This window comes from Emcibacter sp. (assembly GCF_048269205.1).
Classification (GTDB): domain Bacteria; phylum Pseudomonadota; class Alphaproteobacteria; order Sphingomonadales; family Emcibacteraceae; genus Emcibacter.
The window spans coordinates 79,877-101,228 of sequence record NZ_JBLXJC010000004.1 but is presented as its reverse complement, the minus strand read 5'-3'; the positions used below and the strand labels follow the sequence as shown (position 1 = coordinate 101,228).

The 21,352-nt window shown below is 56.7% G+C and carries 18 protein-coding genes; 12 read left to right on the top strand and 6 right to left on the bottom strand.

What is annotated here, in order from left to right:
• Window positions 1-13: 13 nt before the first annotated feature.
• The 3 genes from ACN0YD_RS14245 to ACN0YD_RS14235 form a co-directional block, all read right to left on the bottom strand.
• Complete coding sequence (locus ACN0YD_RS14245; RefSeq protein WP_417320921.1) at window positions 14-1,468, bottom strand: NAD-dependent succinate-semialdehyde dehydrogenase; 1,455 nt, start codon at window positions 1,466-1,468, stop codon at window positions 14-16.
• Window positions 1,469-1,589: 121 nt separating this feature from the next.
• Window positions 1,590-2,228: a ChrR family anti-sigma-E factor gene (locus tag ACN0YD_RS14240; RefSeq protein ID WP_417320919.1), complete on the bottom strand. Its 639-nt coding sequence runs from the start codon at window positions 2,226-2,228 to the stop codon at window positions 1,590-1,592.
• On the bottom strand, window positions 2,225-2,953 hold the full coding sequence (locus tag ACN0YD_RS14235) for a sigma-70 family RNA polymerase sigma factor (protein ID WP_417320918.1): 729 nt from the start codon (window positions 2,951-2,953) through the stop codon (window positions 2,225-2,227). The genes ACN0YD_RS14240 and ACN0YD_RS14235 overlap by 4 nt, the downstream gene beginning before the upstream one ends.
• Window positions 2,954-3,081: 128 nt before the next feature.
• On the opposite strand from ACN0YD_RS14235, the gene ACN0YD_RS14230 reads away from it, so the two are divergent.
• The 4 genes from ACN0YD_RS14230 to ACN0YD_RS14215 are packed head-to-tail and all read left to right on the top strand — an operon-like array spanning window position 3,082 to window position 6,986.
• On the top strand, window positions 3,082-4,473 hold the full coding sequence (locus ACN0YD_RS14230; RefSeq protein WP_417320916.1) for an NAD(P)/FAD-dependent oxidoreductase: 1,392 nt from the start codon (window positions 3,082-3,084) through the stop codon (window positions 4,471-4,473).
• On the top strand, window positions 4,470-5,267 hold the full coding sequence (locus ACN0YD_RS14225) for a DUF1365 domain-containing protein (protein WP_417320915.1): 798 nt from the start codon (window positions 4,470-4,472) through the stop codon (window positions 5,265-5,267). Before ACN0YD_RS14230 ends, ACN0YD_RS14225 begins: the two co-directional genes overlap by 4 nt.
• Complete coding sequence (locus ACN0YD_RS14220; protein WP_417320913.1) at window positions 5,257-6,492, top strand: class I SAM-dependent methyltransferase; 1,236 nt, start codon at window positions 5,257-5,259, stop codon at window positions 6,490-6,492. The genes ACN0YD_RS14225 and ACN0YD_RS14220 overlap by 11 nt, the downstream gene beginning before the upstream one ends.
• Window positions 6,492-6,986: a DUF3833 family protein gene (locus ACN0YD_RS14215; protein WP_417320911.1), complete on the top strand. Its 495-nt coding sequence runs from the start codon at window positions 6,492-6,494 to the stop codon at window positions 6,984-6,986. Before ACN0YD_RS14220 ends, ACN0YD_RS14215 begins: the two co-directional genes overlap by 1 nt.
• On the opposite strand, the gene ACN0YD_RS14210 is transcribed toward ACN0YD_RS14215, so the two are convergent.
• Entirely contained in the window at window positions 6,983-7,741 is a 759-nt protein-coding gene (locus tag ACN0YD_RS14210) for an SDR family NAD(P)-dependent oxidoreductase (RefSeq protein ID WP_417320909.1), read from the bottom strand. The two genes, ACN0YD_RS14215 and ACN0YD_RS14210, sit on opposite strands and share 4 nt — an antisense overlap.
• A 97-nt stretch (window positions 7,742-7,838) precedes the next feature.
• On the opposite strand from ACN0YD_RS14210, the gene ACN0YD_RS14205 reads away from it, so the two are divergent.
• The gene (locus ACN0YD_RS14205) at window positions 7,839-8,429 is read left to right on the top strand and encodes a UbiX family flavin prenyltransferase (RefSeq protein ID WP_417320907.1); all 591 of its coding nucleotides are present in this window, start codon (window positions 7,839-7,841) and stop codon (window positions 8,427-8,429) included.
• Between the two features lie 51 nt (window positions 8,430-8,480).
• On the opposite strand, the gene ACN0YD_RS14200 is transcribed toward ACN0YD_RS14205, so the two are convergent.
• On the bottom strand, window positions 8,481-10,280 hold the full coding sequence (locus tag ACN0YD_RS14200) for a phosphoenolpyruvate carboxykinase (GTP) (protein ID WP_417320905.1): 1,800 nt from the start codon (window positions 10,278-10,280) through the stop codon (window positions 8,481-8,483).
• 490 nt (window positions 10,281-10,770) lie between these two features.
• Here ACN0YD_RS14200 and ACN0YD_RS14195 point away from each other — a divergent pair, with 490 nt between their 5' ends.
• From ACN0YD_RS14195 to ACN0YD_RS14180, 4 genes are read left to right on the top strand one after another with little or no spacing between them, the layout of a single operon-like run.
• Window positions 10,771-11,967, top strand: a complete 1,197-nt coding sequence (locus ACN0YD_RS14195; protein WP_417320903.1) for a glycosyltransferase family 4 protein — start codon at window positions 10,771-10,773, stop codon at window positions 11,965-11,967.
• Entirely contained in the window at window positions 11,964-13,163 is a 1,200-nt protein-coding gene (locus tag ACN0YD_RS14190; RefSeq protein ID WP_417320901.1) for a glycosyltransferase, read from the top strand. The genes ACN0YD_RS14195 and ACN0YD_RS14190 overlap by 4 nt, the downstream gene beginning before the upstream one ends.
• Entirely contained in the window at window positions 13,156-13,848 is a 693-nt protein-coding gene (locus ACN0YD_RS14185) for a hypothetical protein (protein WP_417320899.1), read from the top strand. Before ACN0YD_RS14190 ends, ACN0YD_RS14185 begins: the two co-directional genes overlap by 8 nt.
• Window positions 13,849-13,853: 5 nt before the next feature.
• Window positions 13,854-14,816, top strand: coding sequence for a hypothetical protein (locus ACN0YD_RS14180; RefSeq protein WP_417320897.1), 963 nt, complete (start codon window positions 13,854-13,856; stop codon window positions 14,814-14,816).
• On the opposite strand, the gene ACN0YD_RS14175 is transcribed toward ACN0YD_RS14180, so the two are convergent.
• The gene (locus tag ACN0YD_RS14175) at window positions 14,800-16,965 is read right to left on the bottom strand and encodes a Fe-S protein (RefSeq protein ID WP_417320896.1); all 2,166 of its coding nucleotides are present in this window, start codon (window positions 16,963-16,965) and stop codon (window positions 14,800-14,802) included. The genes ACN0YD_RS14180 and ACN0YD_RS14175 overlap by 17 nt on opposite strands.
• A gap of 196 nt (window positions 16,966-17,161) precedes the next feature.
• Between ACN0YD_RS14175 and ACN0YD_RS14170 the strand changes: the two genes are divergently transcribed.
• From ACN0YD_RS14170 to ACN0YD_RS14160, 3 genes are all read left to right on the top strand, one after another.
• Window positions 17,162-18,535, top strand: coding sequence for a Na+/H+ antiporter NhaC family protein (locus ACN0YD_RS14170; protein WP_417320894.1), 1,374 nt, complete (start codon window positions 17,162-17,164; stop codon window positions 18,533-18,535).
• Between the two features lie 12 nt (window positions 18,536-18,547).
• Entirely contained in the window at window positions 18,548-19,921 is a 1,374-nt protein-coding gene (locus tag ACN0YD_RS14165; protein WP_417320892.1) for a sodium-dependent transporter, read from the top strand.
• Window positions 19,922-20,103: 182 nt separating this feature from the next.
• Entirely contained in the window at window positions 20,104-21,270 is a 1,167-nt protein-coding gene (locus tag ACN0YD_RS14160) for a PAS domain-containing protein (RefSeq protein WP_417320890.1), read from the top strand.
• Window positions 21,271-21,352: the final 82 nt, after the last annotated feature.

Sequence of the window (21,352 nt, the reverse complement as noted above, 5' to 3'; positions counted from 1 at the left end):
AGGAGACGGTCGGCTAGATCCCGCCCATGCACAGATATTTCAGTTCCATATAGTCGTCGAGACCGTAACGGGAGCCTTCGCGGCCAATCCCGCTTTCCTTGACGCCGCCGAATGGGGCGGCTTCATTGGAGATAATTCCCTCGTTAATCCCCACCATGCCATATTCCAGTGCCTCGCTGACCCGCCAGATGCGGCCCATATCCCGGGCATAGAAATAGGAGGCGAGGCCGTAAGGCGTGTCGTTGGCCATCTCGATGGCCTCCTGTTCGGTTTCAAACCGGTAGAGCGGCGCCACGGGACCGAAAATTTCCTCGTTGAAGATATCCATTTCCGGGGTCACATTGGTGAGGATGGTTGGCGTGTAAAACTGGCTGTCATCTTCACCGCCTACCCCGCCGGCCAACGCCGTCGCCCCCTTGTCCAGAGCGTCCTTCACCAGCCCGTCCACCTTGGTCACCGCCGCCCGGTTGATCAGCGGACCTGTGGTGGCGCCTTCCTCGGTATAAGCCCCCAGCTTCAGGCCTTGCACGGCTTCGGCCAGCTTTGCGGCAAAAGCATCATAAACGCCGTCCTGCACCAGAAGACGGTTGGCGCAGACACAGGTCTGGCCCGCATTGCGGTATTTACTGGCCATGGCGCCGGCCACCGCCGCGTCCAGATCCGCATCATCAAAGACGATGAACGGGGCATTGCCGCCGAGCTCCATGGAGACTTTTTTCACTGTTTTCGCAGACTGTTCCAGAAGCAGCTTGCCGACCCGGGTAGAGCCGGTGAAACTGATCTTGCGCACAATGGGACTGGAGGTCATTTCTCCGCCAATAGCCGCGGCGTCAGTTCCGCAGACCACATTGAAACAGCCCGCGGGCAATCCGGCCTGTTCGGCAAGTTCCGCCAGCGCCAGGGCGGAAAGCGGCGTTTCCTCACTGGGCTTGACGACAATGGTGCATCCTGCCGCAAGAGCAGGGGCCACCTTGCGGGTAATCATTGCGCTCGGGAAATTCCAGGGCGTAATGGAGGCCACCACCCCGACCGGCTGTTTGAGCGTGACAATACGCTTGTCCGCCGCAGGGGTCGGGATCACATCACCATAGGCGCGCTTCGCTTCCTCTGCATACCATTCCAGATAAGAGGCGCCGTAGGCAATCTCGCCGCGGGATTCCGCCAACGGTTTACCCTGTTCCGCACTCATGAGAAGGGCCAGATCTTCCTGATTATCCATTATCAACTGGAACCAACGGCGCAATAAAGCGGCCCGTTCCTTGGCCGTGGTCAGTTTCCAGGCGGCAAAGGCGGTCTCGGCCGCTTCGATGGCCCGGACCGTTTCGGCAGCCCCACAGTCGGAAACCCGGGCAAGTTCGGCGCCGGATGCCGGGTCGGTAACGGCGAATAAACTGCCGCTATCCGCCTCAACCCACTGGCCGTTGATATAGGATTTCATCCGGATCAAATTCTGGTTCTTGAGTTCCATTAAGAGGCCTCCCGGAGAGAATGTTGATTTCAGACCCAGACCCTAAACGAAAACCACTGGACAATACAATATGAATGTCGCCCTTTCCCTGAGACAAAATACACAATTGCAAATAGAGGTGCTACAATCCAATCAGCGGCTGGGCCAGTCGGGCCATCAGGGAATTGAATTTGAGCGGCGCTTCGGTCAGGACCAGACAAATACAATCCTCGCCGGGATTGATCACCGGCTGGTGGGTCTTGTCATCATCGGACATATCCATGTCGCCCGGCAAAAATGTTTCGTTGCCGCAATGATAGCTGCCCCGCAGCACCAGAGTCATCTCTACACCGCGGTGACCATGTTCCGGTATGGTAATTCCGCCTTTGGCGCGCAGCAACCACAGCCGTTCATCATGGGGTCCGGTCCAGAGCCGCACATTCTTCAGACCCGGTCCCATGAAGCGCCAGTCAAGGTCATCAAGCCCGCAACCAAGATAGTCCGCCAGCGGCGCCGGCAGGCTTGGGATATCATCCTGTATGTGTTCTTCCGGTTCCACATCCGGCAAGCGCTCGAGTATTTTACCCAGCAACCCGTCGTTGACCGGGACAGCTTTCGAGGTTTCCAAAAATGCGCCGCCCACTGCTTCTGCTTCACTGACCTTGCGCCGGATCTCCGGACGCATAGCCGCCTGGGTGGCCACCAGCAGGGCATGACCCTGGTCAAGGCCGCCGGCCGCATAGGACAAAATCCATTCATCTGTGACCAAACCATTACTCATGATATTGTCTCTTTATGTTCTCTCAGCGACTGTCTCAGTTTGCTGACCGCCAGTCGAATGCGTGACTTCACCGTGCCCAGCGGCAGGCCCAGCTCTTCAGCGACTTCCGTATGGGACATTTCTTCGAGAAACGCCTTGGAAATCACTTCGCCCAGTTCGGGCCTGAGATCATCAATGGCCTGCCGGATCGCGTCAGCGGTTTGCCCGGCGGCCACCAATTCATCGGTTTCATTTTCATCAACCAGGTCGGGCAAATGGTCATCAGCATCAACTTCGATAACCTTCTGCCGCCTGATTTTATCAATATGGCTGTTTCGGGCTATGGTAAAAATCCAGGTGGAGACCCTGGCTTTCTGCGCATTGTAACTGCCCGCCTTGCGCCATATCTTGAGCATGACATCCTGCATCAGGTCTTCAGCCTGCTGCTCGTCCAGCTTGCGGCCCATCAAGAAACTTTTCAGCCGCGGGGCGAAGAGTTCATAGAGACGGATAAAGGCCTCCCGGTCACGGTCCTTCGAGATCCGCTCAAGCAATCCGGCTCCTAGCTCCTGTTCCCGATCCCCGGTAATGTTTTTCTCCTCCAGCGGGACTTTTTTCCTTACGTCTTTGCGCCTGTCGGCACTGACCGGATTGTTTAGCTTTGTCTCCACAGCGGCCGGAGCGGGAACCACGGCAACTGATGTCGTGAGCAAGTCCGTTGTTTCTGCCACAGGGCTATATGTCATGCCCCTGTTACGACAGGCTTTCCCTTCCGGATCACAAAAGAATAAAAAATCCGCTGTGTAAATATGATCCGTCAGCCAGCCTATCCCGTAACAGAAACTACTGCAATGAAATGTCGGAATAGCTGGCCATGTATATTACACCCGGAAAAGAGTTCCCTGTCTCCCTGCCGTCGGTGGATAAACCACTGAAGATCGCTGTCATCGGCAGCGGCGTTTCGGGACTTGCCTGTGCCTGGATGTTATCGCGCACCCACAGGGTCAGCCTGTTTGAAAAGAACGGCACTCCGGGCGGGCACAGCAACACCATTGACCTGGATATCGACGGCAGATCACTGCCGGTGGACACGGGGTTTATCGTCTATAATCCGCTCAATTACCCCAACCTTGTGGCCCTTTTTGAGCTTCTGAACGTGCCGACCCGGACAACAAATATGTCCTTTTCCATATCACTGGACAATGGCTGGATGGAATATTCCGGCAGTGGCATTGCCGGGCTTCTGGCCCAAAAAAGAAACTTGTTGCGCCCCGACTTCTGGCGCATGGTAAAGGATATCCTGAGGTTTTACCGGCAATGTCCCGATTATCTGGAACACGCGGAGTACCAGAACCTGTCTCTGGGCGCCTTCCTGGAAAAAGAATCCTTCAGTGCGGGCTTCATCAATAACCATCTGGCCCCCATGGGGGCCGCCATCTGGTCCTGCAGCCAGCAGGACATCCTTGACTATCCCCTGAAAGCCTTCCTTGCCTTCTTCCAGAACCATGGACTGACACAGTTAAAAAACCGTCCGGAATGGAGAACGGTTTCAGGCGGAAGCCGCGAGTATGTCCAGCGTATGACAAAGCCGTTTGAGGACAGGCTGTATCTGGACACAAAAGTACACGGCATCCGCCGTCTTGATGACAAGGTTCTGATCATGTCCGACAGGGGGGACGAAATTTTTGACCATGTTGTTCTGGCTGGCCATGCGGATGACAGCCTGGCCCTGCTACAGGACGCTACAGAACCGGAAAGGAATCTTCTTTCCGCTTTCCCCTATCAGGATAATGAGGCCTGGGTGCATGGCGACCTTTCCCTGATGCCGCGCCGCCGCGCTGCCTGGGCAAGCTGGAACTATCTTGGTGGCCGAGAAAACAAAGACGGCTCATCCCTATGTGTCACCTACTGGATGAACCTGCTGCAGTCCTTGCCAACGGAAAGGCCTGTTCTGGTGACCCTCAATCCGGACCGGGAAATCCGTGAAGAACTGGTCTGGCGTAAAATCAGCTACCGCCACCCTCTTTTCGACCAGCGGGCCCTGACGTGCCAGAGGCAGCTCTGGTCCCTGCAGGGCAACCGGAATACCTGGTATTGCGGGGCCTGGTTCGGGGCCGGTTTCCATGAAGATGGCCTGCAGTCGGGCCTTGCTGTGGCGGAACTGCTGAGCGGCGTACCGCGTCCCTGGTGTCGACCCCGCCAGAATGCCCGCATCGGCCTGCAAGATGAACTCACGCAACGAGTGGTGGAAGGCGCCGGATCATGAACAGCCGCCTCTATAAAACTGTCATCCATCATCTCAGATATCACCCGGTCCTGCATGAATTCCGCTATGGGAGTTATTCTTTCCTGTTTGACCTGGACGAACTGGCTGAACTGGACCGTCGCTACCGGCTGTTTTCCCTGAACCGGCCAAACATTATCAGTTTTCATGAAAAGGACTATGGCAGCGGTGGCGAAACACCGCTTGCAGAGCATGTTCAGAAACTGCTGTGCCAGTCAGGCGGAGAAAGGGCACACAGGATTTTCCTGCTCACCCAGCCACGGGTCTGGGGTTATGTGTTTAACCCCTTGTCCGTCTACTATTGCCTTGATACCAGCCACAGGCTGACCGCCGTAATCTATGAGGTCAGTAATACATTTGGAGACCGGCACAGCTATGTCTTTCGTCAGGAAAGCGTGACCCGGCAACATGGCTGTAGCAAGCTTTTGCATGTTTCGCCCTTTTTCGACACCACTGGAACATACCGGTTCCGAAACAAGTTTCCGGACGAGAAAGCCGATCTTGGCATCCGCTATCAGGACAAGGATGACAGGCTATTGTTTTATGCCTCGCTGAAAGGTCGACGGCAGGAGCTTTCCTCCCGGGCCCTGTTACGGCTTGCTTTTACGCTGCCGCCGGCAAGCTTCAAGGTGATTGGCGCCATCCACTGGCAAGCTCTGAAGCTCTGGCTCAGGAAACTGAAGGTCTTCAGACGACCGGTGCCGCCTGGACCGTCATCTCAAGGTACATTTGAACTATCCGGCAAAAAACCCCTGGAGTACGGTCATGAGCAGTAATGTGGACACCCTGGACCAAAGGCAAAAGATTACCCTGGACAATGCGCCGTATTCCGTTCGCCGGTTGGGACGCCGGCTTGGGCAGGCCCTGCACAGCGGGCGCCTGACAATCTATCTGCCCGGCAACCGTCATCTGGTACTGGAGGGGGCAGGGGACAAACATCTTGGCGCCAGCATGGAGCTCAGAAACTACCGTGCCCTGAGACGTATTCTGCGGGGCGGGGCCATAGGGTTCGCCGAAGCCTATATTGACGGAGACTGGAATACAACAGACCTGCCCGGGCTACTCAGCCTGCTTGCCGGAAATCTCGCCCATTTCCGGAAACGCCTAGGTGGAAACCGGATCTACCGGTTATGGAACCGCCTCCTGCACCTCATACGACGCAACAGCAGGTCTGGCAGCCGTCGCAATATCGCCTACCACTACGACCTGGGTAATGATTTCTATAGCCTGTGGCTGGATCGCAGTATGACCTATTCTGCCGGCTGTTTTGCCTCTCCCGAGGTCAGCCTGGAAGCGGCGCAGAAGGAAAAATACCGCCGGCTGGCCGATAACCTGGGTCTGAAGCCGGGCGATCATGTGCTTGAGATCGGCTGCGGCTGGGGCGGATTTGCGGAATTTGCCGCCGGAACCTATGGCTGCCGGGTGACCGGCGTGACCTTGTCCCGGGAGCAGCTGTCACGGGCCAGGCGACATATCCGCGACGCGGGACTCGAAGACCTGTGCGACTTTCGATATCAGGACTACCGGGATATCCACGGCAGATTTGATCACATCGTCTCCATAGAAATGTTCGAGGCGGTCGGCGAAGAACATTGGCCCGTCTATTTCGACCGCCTGTCCCGCCTGTTGAAAGAAAACGGCCGCATCGGACTACAGATTATCACCATCGCGGACGACCGGTTCGAGGATTACCGGCGCAACAGCGATTTCATCCAGAAGTATATTTTCCCCGGAGGCCTGCTACCGTCGCCGGAAAAAGTCAGCCTCCTGGCCAAAAATAACGGCTTCATTCTCACAGACCAGCAGGATTTCGGCACGGATTATGCGGAAACCCTGAAACGCTGGCGGGGAAAATTCCTGTCCCGCCAGGCAGAAATCCGGGACCTGGGGTATCCGGAAAGCTTCCTGCGCATGTGGGACTATTATCTCTGCTACTGCGAGGCCGGTTTTAACCGCAAGACCATAGATGTTTCCCATTTCATTCTCGAAAGGCAGAACTGATGCATGTACTGTTCGAGGCAAAAAAAGCTGTGTCGGAAAATAGTACGATCTATCCGCCTCTGAAGCTGGAAGAGTTTTTCTCCGGCACCACTCTGGCCCGAGGCATTTTCGAGGATCGCTTTGGCAGGGTTAGAAATGAGTTCCATGGGCGCACCGTGGGAGAAACGCGCAACAGCAGCCTGTTTCTGACCGAGGAATTCACCTACAGGGATGGCAAGACCGATCGCCGCAACTGGACCTTTTACAAGCTCTCAGAACGTGACTATAAGGCGACCTGCTCAGCTGTCATTGGCGAAGCAGCTGGCCAGACAGATGGCCATCGCTTTCACTGGAGCTATGAATTCAAGCTGGAAGTAGGAACTAAAATCTGGACCGTGCGCTTTGACGACCAGATGTTTCTCATGGATGAGAAACGGCTGCTTAACAGAGCCCGGGCCTATCGCTGGGGCTTTCACATTGGCACTGTCTTTCTGTGTTTTGAGAAACAGGATTAGCTGTCGTCCGACCTGAGGAGTTTGCTACTGAGCCTGAAAAAGAGCCTGTCCGGCAATATTCTGAGCAGTGCCATGACCCATGCCATACGGCGGGGAAAAACAATACGGAACCTGTTATCTTCCAACCCCCGCCGAAAGGCTTCGGCGGCATCCCCCGTCTCCATCAACAACGGCATGTGAAATTCATTGCGGTCCGTCAGGGGGGTACGGACAAATCCCGGACAGACAAGGCGCAGGTCAATCCCTGTCCGGGCCAGTTCCGGCCTCAGGGATTCTGCCAGGGTAACAAGGGCCGCCTTTGAAGCCCCATAAGCCCCTGCGTAAGGCAGACCGCGCCAGGCGGCAAGGGATGAGACGATGGCAATCTGGCCATGCTGTCTTTCCTGCAGGGCTGGCAATATTGCTTCCAGGCAATGGACCACGCCCATATAGTTGACCTCCATCAGCCTTTGATGAATATCCGCATCAAACCGATCAAGGGACGAAGGAATATGAGTGCCGGCATTGAGGATCACCCTGTCCGGCACCCCCGCTTCTGTAACCATCTTGCGGACACAGTCGGTCACAGCCCTACGATCCGTTACATCACAGGGCTGAGCGATGATTTCTCCTGGCATGTCCCTGCACTCCCGTGCAAGGGAATCCAGGTTCTCTGCCGTGCGTGCAGAAACCACAAGCCGGTGCCCGTCCGCCGCATACTGGCGGGCAAGTTCACGTCCCAGGCCACTGCCGGCCCCGGTAATCCAGATGATCATCCTTTAATCCTCTTTAGCTTCTGATACGTAAAAATCCCTACAGAAGATCACAGAGAGCCTTGTTGCAAACTTCAGCACGAGGGTGTAAGGCTGAAACATGGACAAGAAAGTGAAACTCATCATCGGCATTGCCGGCGCCAGTGGCGTGATATACGGAATTCGGCTTTTAGAAGCCCTGAAGACATTGGACCAGGTGGAAAGCCATCTGGTCATGACCTCCACCGCCCGCATGAACATCGGCCTGGAAACGGACCTCGATGCAAAAGAAGTGGAAGCGCTGGCCGACGTGGTGCACAAGGATACGAACCTGGCCGCCAGTATCGCCAGCGGTTCCTTCAGGGCAGACGGCATGATCGTTGCCGCCTGCGCCATGAAAACTCTTTCCGACATTGTGCACAGCCGGGCCGACAGCCTGCTGACCCGGGCGGCAGATGTGATCCTCAAGGAACAGCGCCGGCTGGTGATCATGCCGCGGGAAACCCCGCTGCATACGGGCCACTGCAAACTGATGTATGAGGCCTGCCAGCTTGGCGCCATCATTGCCCCGCCCATGCCGGCTTTCTATACAAAACCCGGAACCATCGACGATATCGTCAATCATTCGGTGGGCCGGGTGCTGGACCTGTTCGACCTGGAAACCGGCCTTGTGACCCGCTGGCAGGGACCGAACGACACTCAGGCCAAATAAAAAGGCCCCCGAACGAGGGGACCTTCTTCAAAATTCTCTTCAGAGGAAAGATCAGGCGCTGAGACGTGCCTTGGCCTGCTGGCGTTCGGCTTCAAGGGCCTGGGGCAGCCGATCGCCCATCTGCTGGAAATGACCGATCACTTCCTCAACTTCTTTCTCAAGACCTTCAATTTCAAAGTCCATGAGTTTGTTGAAGGCGTTCTGATCGAAATCCAGTCCGGCCCAATTCAGGTCCCCAAATGAGGGAATATCGCCAAGCGGACCGGCTTCGGCATTTTTTTCCTGTTTGATACGGCCGATGACCCATTCCAGAACACGCATGTTCTGGCCAAAGCCCGGCCACATGAACTTGCCGTTTTCATCTTTACGGAACCAGTTGACCCGGAAGATTTTCGGCAAATGGGTCGCCTTATCTTTCATGCTCAGCCAGTGGTTCCAGTAATCACCCATGTTGTAGCCGCAGAAGGGCAGCATAGCCATGGGATCGCGGCGGATCGCCGCCTGGTTGTCGGCGGCGGCGGTGGCTTCGGAGCCCATGGTCGCCGCCATATACACACCCTGTTCCCAGTTGGAAGCTTCATAGACCAGCGGGAAGTTTTTGCTGAGACGACCGCCGAAGATGAAGGCGTCAATCGGCACGCCCTTGGGATCTTCCCAGGCCGGGTCGATGCTCGGGCACTGGCTGGCCGGGGCGGTAAAGCGGGCGTTGGGATGCGCTGCCGGACGACCACAACCGGGTGTCCAGTCGTTACCCTGCCAGTCAATCAGATGAGCAGGGGCATCACCCATGCCTTCCCACCACACGTCGCCATCATCGGTTAGCGCCACATTGGTGAAGATGGTATTGCTCTGGATGGTTTCCATGGCCGCCGGATTGGAATCATAAGAGGTTCCCGGTGCCACACCGAAGAAACCGGCTTCCGGATTAATGGCATAAAGACGACCGTCTTCCTTGGGTTTGATCCAGGCGATATCGTCGCCCACAGTCCAGACTTTCCAGCCTTCATAGCCTTCCGGCGGAATCAGCATGGCCAGGTTGGTCTTGCCGCAGGCGCTCGGGAAAGCGCCGGTCACATAGGTCTTTTCGCCCTGCGGATTTTCAATACCCACAATCAGCATATGTTCGGCAAGCCAGCCCTCGTCCCGGGCCATCACGGAAGCGATGCGCAACGCCACACATTTCTTGCCCAAAAGGGCATTGCCGCCGTAACCGGAACCGAAGGACCAGACTTCGCGGGTTTCCGGGAAGTGGGTGATATAACGGTTGTCGGGGTTACAGGGCCAGGCCACGTCCTGTTCGCCTTCTTCAAGCGGGTGGCCGACAGAATGAAGGCAACGGATAAAGTTGCCGTTGCCCAGAATATCAAGAACCTTGGTGCCGATGCGGGCCATAATATACATATTGACCACCGCATAGGGAGAATCGGTCAGCTGCACACCGATCTGGGCGATATCGGAGCCCAGCGGCCCCATGCTGAAGGGAATCACGTACATGGTGCGGCCGTGCATGCAACCTTTGTAGAAACCGGTCATTTCCGCCCGCAGTTCCTTTGGCTCCCGCCAGTTGTTGGTCGGGCCGGCGTCTTCTTCCCTTTCACTGGCAATGAATGTGCGGTCTTCCACACGGGCCACATCACGGGGATCGGAACGACAGAGAAAAGATCCGGGGCGTTTTTCCTCATTCAGTTTGATGAAGACGCCCTGGTCTACCAGTTCCTGACACAGTCGGTCATATTCCTCTTTGGAACCGTCACACCAGTAGATGTCCTTGGGTTCACACAGGGTCGCCAGTTCCTGAACCCAGTCGATCAGGGCCTGGTTTTTCACATTCTCAGGTGCATTCAAATTCATTCGTCCGTTTCCCTACAGATTTGAAAAGAATATCTTTTTCTATTCTCTTAAAAATAAAATACAGGGAGAAATAAAGATCACGGAGAATACCGATCAGCCAACAAGACACACCGTCGTTCCGGCCTGTCACGTCTCCCATTGCTGCTACTTAATTGATATCAAACTACCGATTATTATCGCCCCTTTCCCAAAGGACGGACGGCTTGATCCTGATATGCAATATAATCATATATACACGAACTTCTAAGCCATGCCCCGACTATCTGTCAAGGAAGAGTCTGCCCAAAAAATCCCCGGTTTTCGCACCCCCATGGTTAACAAAGCGGCCGCGTAACCGTTACACCGGAAAACAGCGGCAACTATCATATTTGTTTCATATTGCCGTTCTACCGATAACCTGGGTATCGAACAGAAACCGAGGCAGCCAATGAACCGGGGTTTTCAGAACCACCACTCAGCGGGCAGGAATCCAAGCCGGCGGCGCCGGAAAGTGGCTCTTTTTTCCGGCAACTACAATTACATCAAGGATGGCGCAGCCCTGGCCCTGAACCGGCTGGTGGCCTATCTGGAGCGCAAGGGATTCGAGGTTCTGATTTTTTCCCCGACCACGGATACACCGGCCATTCGTGATTTTGCCGGCACCCTGCTTTCCGTCCCCTCCATCCCCGTGCCCGGACGCGGCGAGTACCGGATTGCCCTGGGGCTGACCGGGGATGTCCGCAAGAGGCTGGACGCCTTTGATCCCGATATCATCCATTTGTCCGCTCCGGATTATCTGGGCTATTCGGCCCAGAAATACGGCAAGGAACACGGCTTGCCGGTTGTCGCTTCGTTTCACACCCGTTATGAAACCTATCTGCAATATTACGGCCTGGGCTGGGCGGAAAAATATCTGATGAAATATCTGCGCTATTTTTACCAGCGTTGCGACCATGTTTACGTGCCTACGGAGTCCGTGGCGGAAATCCTTGAGCAAAATGATCTGGCCCGGGATATCCGGATCTGGAGCCGGGGCGTCGAGACAAACCTGTTCAATCCGGAAAAACGCGACCTCAACTGGCGCCAGTCCCTGGGAATACAGAATAACGAAGTGGTCATCTCTTTTGTCGGTCGCCTGGTGCTGGAGAAGGGACTGGATGTGCTGGCGGATTTCTCCCACCGGCTGAAACGACGCGGCCTTGCCCACCGGGTTCTGATTGTCGGTGACGGCCCGGCCCGGAAAAAGCTGGAGAAAATGCTGCCCGACGCTCTCTTTACCGGCTTTTTGCATCGTGAAGAACTGGCCCGGGCCTATGCCTCTTCAGATATTTTCTTTAATCCCAGCATCACCGAAGCCTTTGGCAATGTCACCCTGGAAGCCATGGCCTGCGGCCTGCCGGCCATTTGCGCCGATGCCAGCGGCAGCCGCTGCCTGGTCAAGCCCGGTGAGACCGGTTATCTGATCGATCCGGACAACCCGGAGGGATATGTGGAGGCGGCGGAAGAGCTGATCGGCTCTCCCAACCGGCGCACGGCCATGCGAATGGCCGCCCGGGTCAAGGCCCTCAGGTTCGACTGGGAAAACGTCATGCGGGGCCTTCTGGGACATTACATCGAAATCCTCAACCTGCCGGAGGAGACCCAGGAACAGGTCATCTCCGCCTTGCCCGTCGTCACCGACCCGCTGCCCGGAAACGTCCCGTCATGAAGCTTGTGGATATCGCCGAATTTTACAGCGATCAGGGCGGCGGTGTACGTACCTATATCCATCAAAAGCTGGCTGCCGCCAAAGAGGCGGGTCATGACTGCCTGATCATTGCTCCGGGCCCGGAAACCCGGGAAGAGGAACGCGAGGGCGGGCGTATCCAGTGGGTGGAAGCGCCGCCCATTCCCCTAGACAAGCGCTATCACCTGTTCTGGAAAGCGGACGAGATCCACCGCATTCTGGACCGGGAGCAACCGGATGTGATCGAGGGATCCTCGCCCTGGCGCGGTGGCTGGATTGCAGCCAGCTGGCCCGGAAATAAAGGCAGCAAGGCGGTAAAATCCTTCTTTTTTCACCAGGATCCCGTGGCGGTTTACCCGCATACATTTCTGGACGGTCTTTTCGGAATCGAAACGATTGACCGGATGTTTTTCTGGTTCTGGGCCTATCTGCGCAAGCTCGCCCGTAGCTTCGACACCACCATCGTCGCCGGAGACTGGCTTGGCGAAAGGCTAAAGAAATTCGGTATCGGGAACGCCCACGCCATTCCCCTCGGGATCGACGGCACCGCTTTCTCGCCGGAAAGAAAATCGGAAGGCCTGCGCCGGGAACTGCTTGAAAAATGCGGCATTACCGATCCCGACAGCCGCCTTTTCGTCACTGTCAGCCGTCATCACCCGGAAAAACGTATTGGATGTATGATCAAGGCCATCGACCGGGTCAACCGGATCCGCCCGGCGGGGCTCTATATCATTGGCGACGGCCCGACCCGCCGGTCCGTTGACCGGCAGGCTGGAAAATACAGGGGATCCTTTGTTGCCGGCTTTGAAAAAGACCGGGACAAGCTTGCCCAAATCCTCGCCAGCGCGGATGGCATGCTGCATGGCAGTGCTGCGGAAACCTATGGCCTGGTGATTGCAGAGGGGCTCTGTGCCGGCCTGCCGCTGGTGGTGCCAAGCATTGGCGGGGCTGCCGATCTCGCCGAACCCGGATATGCCGAATTATACAGGGCCGGGGACAGTACGGACTGTGCAGATGCCTTGCAGCGGTTGCTGCTGCGAGATCCGGAAGACATGCACAAAGCCGCCCTTGAAGCGGCAGGCCGCAAAGTCATTACACCATTGGAACATTTTCGGCAGCTGTTCCAATACTATGAGACCCTGATAAAAAAGAAGAATGGCCAGAAAGAAAATGACTGACGAAAATACCCGGCCGCTCAAAATTGATGTGTTGATGCTGGCCACACCGAACATAGATTATTACGCCATAGAAACAAAAAAGAAGTGGCAGGCCTATTGCAACCGGCACGGCTATAATTTTATCGTTTGCGACAAGCAGCTTGTCCCCGACATGCATATCAACTGGAGCATGATCGAGATGATGCGCCGCCGCTTTGATGAGAGTGACGCCGACTGGCTGATCAAGGTTGATGCGGACAGCATTATCCTGCGGGAGGACGTCAGATTCGAGGATATTCTGAGAAACCATCCGGGAAAGGATATCTATTTTCCGGCGGATATTTCCCGCTATCTCGGCATTCCCCTGCCGCTAAACCCGCGCGGCGCCATGAAATTCGGCACATGGCTGCTGCCCAATGCGGGTTTCTGCATTATCCGCAACAACGCCCTGGGCAGGGAATTTTTCACCCGCTGGCTTGACCTGGCCCGGGGGGAGCTTGCCCACCTGGCGGACCGGCACCCCAGGAACCAGAATGTGCTCTGGGAAGGCCTGTTTCGCCAGTACCGGGGACATATACAACTGCTGACGAAGGAGATCCTTCGGGTTGGCGCCGCGCCCTTTCTGGAAAAATTTCTGGTCTCCACCGATGACGCTTTCATCCTGCATGACAAGCAATTGACCCTCAAGGCAACAAGGCCGGGCTGAACGTGATGAATGAAAAGCAGATTGCGGGTATTAAAAAACTGGCGACGGCGGCGCAAAACGGCATGCAGAAACCGGCCATCCGCCGGATATTGAAAATCCTGCAATGGTTTTTGACCCTGCTGGTATTTTTCTATCTGATCCACCGGGTGGGACAAATCGGCTGGACGGAAATCCGGCATGAGCTGCCCGCCGAGCCGCTCTTTTATGCGCTGTTTTTTATCATCTATCTGTGTCAGCCGACCAGCGAGCTGTTCATTTACAAAATGATCTGGAAGGTGAAGTTGTGGCGCTGCTTTCCTGTCTTCATCCGCAAGAAAATTTTCAATACAGGCGTGATGGGCTATTCCGGCGAGGCCTATCTCTGTTTCTGGGCGATCCCCAGGCTCGGACTTTCACAAAAAGAGATATTTTCCACGGTCAAGGATAATAATATCCTGTCGGCGCTGACCTCCAACAGCATGACCGTCTTTCTGCTTGCCCTGTTTTTTCTGACCGGCCAGTTGAAAATCATCACCAACGCCGATCCTTCTGTCACCAGCTATCTGCTGCTGGCGGCAGTGATCACCCTTATCCTGGTGCCGGTGGTGATCCGTTTCCGGCGGCACATCCTGGCTCTGCCGATGACCATCGTAGGCAAGGTGCTTATGGTGCATATCACAAGGCTGTTTCTGGTGCTGGCGCTCCAGATCCTGCAGTGGTCCATCGTCCTGCCCGAGGTCCCCGCCACCACCTGGATTCTGCTGATCACCGCCCAGATGGTGCTGACCCGGATCCCGTTCCTGCCCAATTCAGAGCTGGTTTTCCTAGGGTTATGCCTGTCCATGACCGGTTTTGTCGATGCCCCCGAAGCCCGGGTGGCCGGCATGTTCGTGGCAGCGGGTGCCCTGGGTCAGGGCCTCAATCTGATACTTTACGTGCTGACCTCATTCGGCAATTTCAGTCCGGCGCCCCTCAGCCGTCCGACCTGATCTTTTCCGGGTCTGCGGGGTCATAATGGGCCGGTTTTACACCGCCCCGCTTCTTCCTTGCCCGGGCTTCCGCCACGGTTTCCAGCTTTTCCGCCATGGCCAGGGCGGCCTTGCGATCCACCGGAAAAGGGTCTTCATAGCGGTCCGGCGGCGGCATCATATCGGCTGTGTAATAAGCGATCTTCTGTTTCGCCGGGTCAAGCTTGCGGTCCACGTCAAGGTCGCGCTCATTAACCCCTTTCGGCGGCAGAATCGCCTCGCCATCAACAACCTCCAGATCGATCCACCATTTTTTCACCGGGTTGCGGCTGCCGTGGCCCAGCAGATCATCCATCTTGGCCGCCACCGGCGCCATCAGCGGCTTCAGGGGTTTCGCGTGAATGCCGAGCCAGCTGGCGACCCGGGTCAGCAAATCCCCCTCCCAGGTCACCACCTTGTTGAGCGGACAGGTTTTCATACAGCGCCCGCACGCAGCCCCGCGCTGGTTGGTAAGCCGGTAGCGGGTACAGCGCTCCGCATCGATCTTCCACATTTCATAACCGTTGAACATCACCGTATCGCCCCAGGGAATGGCATCGCAGGGGCATTCCCGGGCACATTTAAGACAGCTCCGGCAGAATTGCTGCAGGCCGAAATCAATGGGTTTGTCAGTCTCCAGCGGCAGGTCAGTGGTCAGGACCACTGACTTGAACCGGGGCCCGACAAAGGGATTGAGCACCAGTTCGCCGATACGGGAGAGCTCCCCCAGGCCCGCCTTAAGGATCAGCGGGATATGTAATACATCGGAATCCGCATTGGTCTGGGGCCGGGCGGAAAAACCGAGGCCGCGCAGGTGGTCGGCCATCACCCCGGAAATCGCCGCGCCCCGCATATAGGCACGCATGGACTGGGGTCCGGAAATATAGTCATCGCCCGAGGCCCCTTCCATGGTCTCATATCCCTGATCGATCAGCATCACCACCGCATATTTGTGATAGGGCATGATTTCCCGGCCGTCTTCCTTATGGGAAAACCAGGCGTAGCGCGGCACTTCACAGATGCCGACCAGGTCGGCGCCAAGGAAATAGGCGAGGGACTTTACGGCGCGGCTGTTTTCAGCCGCATCAGGACAAACCCCGTCCTGCCGGACAGCCACATCGCCCTCCTGCAGCGGCACCATGTCCCGGATCGGCCCCAGCATGGACCAGGCCAGCGGCTGCTTAAAGGCAAAACGTCCGCGCTCCTTTTTCGCCTTGTCGCCAAGATCGCCGCGCAAGGCCCGCTCGAAAAAGGCCGCCCGCTTGGGCACCCGTGGCACCTCGTCTTCCAGGATCAGTGTGGTGGGCTCCTCCACCCGCTGCACGTCTTCCATGGGATAGATGCTCATGTGACTGGCGCGCTTTTCCCGGCGATCCCATTCGATGCCCGGTACCGCACCGCCTGCGCCGAGATAATAGCCGAGCCCACGAGCCGTCTTCAAAGCCCTGTCCGCCAGCGGCACATCGGGTGTCAGCCCATAGTCGGTAGTGACGGCGGCCAGCGCAAAATTCTCGCCAAAATAGGGGGTTGCAATTTTGTCCCCCTGACGCACCGCCAGGCCAGCCAGCACCGCGAGACGATCCAGGTCCATTTCTCCCGCCTCGTCATGCACCCGGGCCGCCCAGCCATAGACATTGATCTGGCCTGCAAGGCAGGCGGCAATTTCACAGGCCCGAAGCGCTGCGGCGGCATGTTCGTTCCCCGCGACCCAGTTCCGCGCCAATGTCCCTTCCTCGGGGGTACGGCCATATTTCACCAGCACGATGATGGCATGGCTGTGCGGCCGTATTTCTGCTCCCTCCACCCAGCAATTGTCGGAAAGTTCGCAGATCCCCATGTGGCTGGCATCCAGGAAATAGCCGCCACCCTTCATATCGGCGACCAGTCGGCGCGGGTCATCCGGCAGCGGCGCCCTGCTTTCGGCCGGTGGTCGCTCGCTAAAAGTCCGAAACAGCGCATGATATTTTTCGATGGCCCGGGATAGCGTACCGTCATTGACCACGCGAGAGGGCTTCCGGCAACCTTTCAGACGGGCCTGTTCCGCAGATATCTTCGAGGGGTCGCGAGGCAACCGTTCCAGCGCATAGGGCCCCAGATCAAAAGGCCGGTTTTTGTTGGAAAAGAATATCACCCTGATGTCTCCCTGTTCTTTTCGGCTGCAAGAATATCGTTTTCCCCGCTGTACTGTCTGTCCCCACAGATCAGGACATCCTCCCCCCCCTGGAATTGCCGCCCTGAATTTAATTGTGACTCTTGACCGTCTTCACAACCTCTTTCATACTGCGCCATCAAATAATAAATGAAAACAGTCTGGTCGGGGAAAATTAATGGAATGGCTTTCTGTACTGCCGCCACTGGTTGCCATCATTGTTGTGCTGTGGCGCCGGGAAGTCATCCTTGCCCTGTTCCTCGCCATCTATTGTTCCGAAACCCTGCTTCAGGCCGCCACCGGCATTCATGCCCCTTTCATGGGTTTTCTGTACAGCATCGACCGCATCATCGCCGTCTTCCAGAGTGAGGGGAATGCCAGAATTCTCATGTTCAGCCTGTTGATCGGCGCCTTTCTGGCCTATCTGAGGCATTCGGGAGGTGTAACGGCGCTGGTGGAAAGAATGGTCAACAGCGGCCTTGCCGGCAACCGTCGCCGGGTCGGTCTGATGACCACATTTACGGGTGTCATCCTGTTCATTGAATCCAATCTCAGCGTGCTGACCGCCGGTATCCTGTCCCGCGGCCTGTTTGACAAATTCGGCATGAGCCGGGCCCGGCTTGCCTATATCATCGACAGCACCAGTGCGCCCATCTGCATCCTGATCATGTTCAATGCCTGGGGCGCCTATGTTCTCGGCCTGATCAGCGCCTATGACATCGACCGGCCTGTCAGCGTGCTCATGGGATCGGTGCCGCTTAATTTCTATGCGCTCGTCACACTGGCCATTGTGTTCTATACGGTATTGCGGGACCGGGTGCACGGCCCCATGGCCCGGGCGGACCTGAGGGCGGCCACGGAAACCGAGGCCATGCCAGAGTTCGCTGCCACCCGCGCCCGTTTCATGATCATTCCCCTGACCGTTCTGATCGGTGGAATTTTTGCCTTCATGTACTGGACCGGCAACGGCACGCTTACCGAAGGCGACGGTTCCAAATCCATTCTCTATGCCACGGCACTGGCCACGCTTGTCGCCTATCTGATGATGCTGATGAGCCGCCGTTTCAGCCACCATCAACTTGTGAAAATCGGCTTCGAAGGCATGGGGGAACTGTTACAGCTGGTGCTGATCGTCCTGTTTTCCCTGGCGCTGGGTGCGAGCCTGAAACTTCTGGGCACCGGTACCTTCATCGCCGGCCTGGCCGGGGAGCATGTGCCCCTGGTCCTGATCGTGCCCATGCTGTTTGTGGCCGGCGCCCTGGTCAGCTTTACCACCGGCACCAGCTGGGGCACCTTTGCCCTGATGATCCCCATCGGTATGCCGCTGATCGAAACCCTGGGCCTGCCGCCGTCGCTGGTGCTGTCCGCCATTCTGGGAGGCGGCGTGTTCGGGGATCATTGTTCACCCATTTCCGATACCACCGCCGTTTCCTCCATTGCTGCCGGCTGCGATCTGCTGGAACATGTAAGAACCCAGCTGCCTTATGCCCTGACAGCCGGGGCGGCAACCTTCCTGCTCTATATAATCGCCAGCTTTGTCATGATACTCTAGAGGCTCCAAACCATGTCCGAGACAACTTTCATCCATGAAAAATGGTCTTCCCGAACAACTTTCCTGATGGCCGCCATCGGCGCCGCAGTCGGGCTCGGCAATATCTGGCGGTTTCCTTTTGTGACCAGCGAATATGGCGGCGGCGCCTTCGTGCTTCTGTATCTGTTCTTTGTCTTTATTATCGGTCTGCCCCTGATCATGGCCGAGCTATCCCTCGGCAAGCACGGCAAGATGGGCGCCATCGGCACCCTGCAGAAACTGATCCGGGAAAACAACCTGCATAGCTTCTGGAAAATCATCGGCTGGTTCAGCATCCTGGTGCCTCTTGTGGCGCTGACCTATTACAGCGTGGTGGCCGGCTGGTCCATGGCCTATGTGTTCAAGGCCGCCACCGGCGCCCTGAACCAGACAGATGCTGCAGGATTCGGATCGGTTTTTGGCGGCATGCTGGGCTCTTTCGGCGAACTGAGCCTGTGGCATACGATTTATATTCTGGGTATCGTTCTGGTGGTCTCCAGCGGGGTCAGGCATGGTCTGGAAACAACCATCAAATTCATGATGCCGGCGCTGTTCCTGATCATCCTGTTTCTCGCCGCTTATAACCTCGCTATCGGGGATGCCTCCAAAAGCCTGGGTTTTCTGTTTTCCGCCGACTTTTCGAAACTGAGCGGGGAAGCGGTGCTCGCCGCGCTCGGCCAGGCCTTCTTCTCGCTGGCGGTCGGGGTCGGCGCCCTGATTACCTACGGCGCCTATCTGCCGCAGGGTGTCTGGCTGCCCCGGGCGGCGGTGATTATTGCCGCGTCCGATACCGCCGTGGCGCTGCTGGCGAGTCTCGCCATCTTTCCCATTATGTTCAGTTTCGGTATGCCGCTGACCGGTGACCCGGGCATGATGTTCATTACGCTGCCGCTGGCCTTCAGCCAGATGCCGGGCGGCGGGATCGTAGCGATCCTGTTTTTCCTGTTGCTGTCCTTTGCCGCCTTCACCTCCTCCATCGCCATGCTGGAGCCCTGTATCGCCTGGCTGGAAGACAAGGGGCTGGGCCGCCGGAAGATGAGCTGGATTGTGGGGATCATCTGCTGGGTCATTGGCCTTATAATGGTCGGGTCCTTCAACGAATGGAAAGATTTTCATCCGCTTGGTTTCCTCTCCTTTTTCGAAGGAAAGAATATTTTCGACGTGACCGACTTCTTCGTCGCCAATATTTTCCTGCCGCTCAATGCCTTGCTGATGGCGGTTTTTGTCGGCTGGTTTGTGTCCGACCGGCTGATCCGGGAACAGTTGGAGATCAGGTCAGACGCCCTGTTTTCCCTGTGGAGACTGCTGGTCCGTTTTGTCGGTCCGGTGGCCATCGCCATCATTCTGGTCAACCAGATTTCGGGCTGAGCAGCCGCACAGCGCTAACCTCTTGCCAGAAAGTTGTCCGATTCACTGGATGTTTACCTCTGACCGCTATGCTGCCGGCATAAACTGAAATCTTGAAAAGTTGGCTCATACATATAGTATAGGCAATACAGGCTCTGTCGATAAGGGCAGGACTGCCGAAAGAAGAACCGGTTGACGACCCCATGGACCCGAACGACTTCACAGGACCGGAAAGACGCACCACCTTCCAGCTTTTTGAGCGGTGGGAGGCGCTGGCCGGCGACATGCAGGCCATGCCGTCCCTGAGGGAGCTGGACCCGGAAGATATCGCCCCCCACAAGGATCATATGGTTCTGATTGATCTGCGGGACAGTGACAGCGCCCCCAGCCTGCAGGTCATCGGTCATGCCCTGACAGAGGATCTTGAGGAGGACCTCACCGGCAAATCCCTGGATGATATCCCGCGCCGGACCATGATCAGCCGTATCACCGATCATTATCTGGAAGTTCTGGCCAATCGTTCCCCCATCTCCTTTGAAGCGGAATTTGTCAACAAGGACAAGGAACGCGCCCTCTATCGGGGCATCCTGCTGCCGTTCAGCGATGACAACGAGGAAATCAACTTCATCCTTGGCGCCGTCCGCTGGATTCTGGAAAAAGACATGGCACAGCGCCCGGCTTCCCCGCCCGAACAGGCAGTTGCCCCGGACAGCGGGCAGGAGACAGATACGGCCCCGGCCGTCCCGCTGGAACAGCAGATGCTGGAATGCCGCCGGCTGGTTCAGGGGGAAAGCGCCAGCGACAGCCGGTCCCGCAAATCCCTTTACCGCGCCCTGGCCGCAATCCTCGATTTGTACATCGATACCGTCAAAGCACCCGACGACTATCAGCGCCTTCTGCAGCAGGAGGGCCTGAAGGTTCAGAAACGGGCCCCGATCACGCCGGTCCTGAAACTTTGTTTCGGGGCGGACTATGACAAGACGCGCCTGACCGAATATGCCGCCGCCCTGGATTATGCCCTGAAAAACGGACAGACCGGCAAGACCCTGCAGCCTTTCCTGGAAAGCTTCAAAGGCGGCATCAAGGGGTGTGTGCGGGCGCGCCGCGAGAGCAGTGGAGATGACGCGGCGGGAACCGCAAAAAATTCACTTGAAGAGGCCGAAAAAATAGTTAAAAACATGCCGACAATAGCCGGCTTTGAACTGACGGAAAAAATTCCGCAAGAAGATCAGGCAGATCCGGAAAAAGAAGAACTTTGTTTGATATTGGGTAAGCGAAAAGGAACGTCTGTGGAGATCATTAAACTGCTTGATGAGGAAGAGAAATCCCTGGCTTCTCTTCTGAAACGGGTGGCGAAAGACCAGCACTGATTTTCTTTTCACAGATTTAACGACCGGCTTCACGGAATAACGGGACCAATCCTGGTCGCGGATACTGCGGAGAGTCCCGGTA

Coding starts and splice junctions, on each gene's coding strand:
- ACN0YD_RS14220 (WP_417320913.1), top strand. CDS start 5,257: ATGAGCAGTAATGTGGACACCCTGGACCAAAGGCAAAAGATTACCCTG.
- ACN0YD_RS14160 (WP_417320890.1), top strand. CDS start 20,104: ATGGACCCGAACGACTTCACAGGACCGGAAAGACGCACCACCTTCCAG.
- ACN0YD_RS14225 (WP_417320915.1), top strand. CDS start 4,470: ATGAACAGCCGCCTCTATAAAACTGTCATCCATCATCTCAGATATCAC.
- ACN0YD_RS14165 (WP_417320892.1), top strand. CDS start 18,548: ATGTCCGAGACAACTTTCATCCATGAAAAATGGTCTTCCCGAACAACT.
- ACN0YD_RS14190 (WP_417320901.1), top strand. CDS start 11,964: ATGAAGCTTGTGGATATCGCCGAATTTTACAGCGATCAGGGCGGCGGT.
- ACN0YD_RS14185 (WP_417320899.1), top strand. CDS start 13,156: ATGACTGACGAAAATACCCGGCCGCTCAAAATTGATGTGTTGATGCTG.
- ACN0YD_RS14170 (WP_417320894.1), top strand. CDS start 17,162: ATGGAATGGCTTTCTGTACTGCCGCCACTGGTTGCCATCATTGTTGTG.
- ACN0YD_RS14245 (WP_417320921.1), bottom strand. CDS start 1,468: ATGGAACTCAAGAACCAGAATTTGATCCGGATGAAATCCTATATCAAC.
- ACN0YD_RS14210 (WP_417320909.1), bottom strand. CDS start 7,741: ATGATCATCTGGATTACCGGGGCCGGCAGTGGCCTGGGACGTGAACTT.
- ACN0YD_RS14180 (WP_417320897.1), top strand. CDS start 13,854: ATGAATGAAAAGCAGATTGCGGGTATTAAAAAACTGGCGACGGCGGCG.
- ACN0YD_RS14235 (WP_417320918.1), bottom strand. CDS start 2,953: ATGACATATAGCCCTGTGGCAGAAACAACGGACTTGCTCACGACATCA.
- ACN0YD_RS14240 (WP_417320919.1), bottom strand. CDS start 2,228: ATGAGTAATGGTTTGGTCACAGATGAATGGATTTTGTCCTATGCGGCC.
- ACN0YD_RS14200 (WP_417320905.1), bottom strand. CDS start 10,280: ATGAATTTGAATGCACCTGAGAATGTGAAAAACCAGGCCCTGATCGAC.
- ACN0YD_RS14230 (WP_417320916.1), top strand. CDS start 3,082: ATGTATATTACACCCGGAAAAGAGTTCCCTGTCTCCCTGCCGTCGGTG.
- ACN0YD_RS14215 (WP_417320911.1), top strand. CDS start 6,492: ATGCATGTACTGTTCGAGGCAAAAAAAGCTGTGTCGGAAAATAGTACG.
- ACN0YD_RS14205 (WP_417320907.1), top strand. CDS start 7,839: ATGGACAAGAAAGTGAAACTCATCATCGGCATTGCCGGCGCCAGTGGC.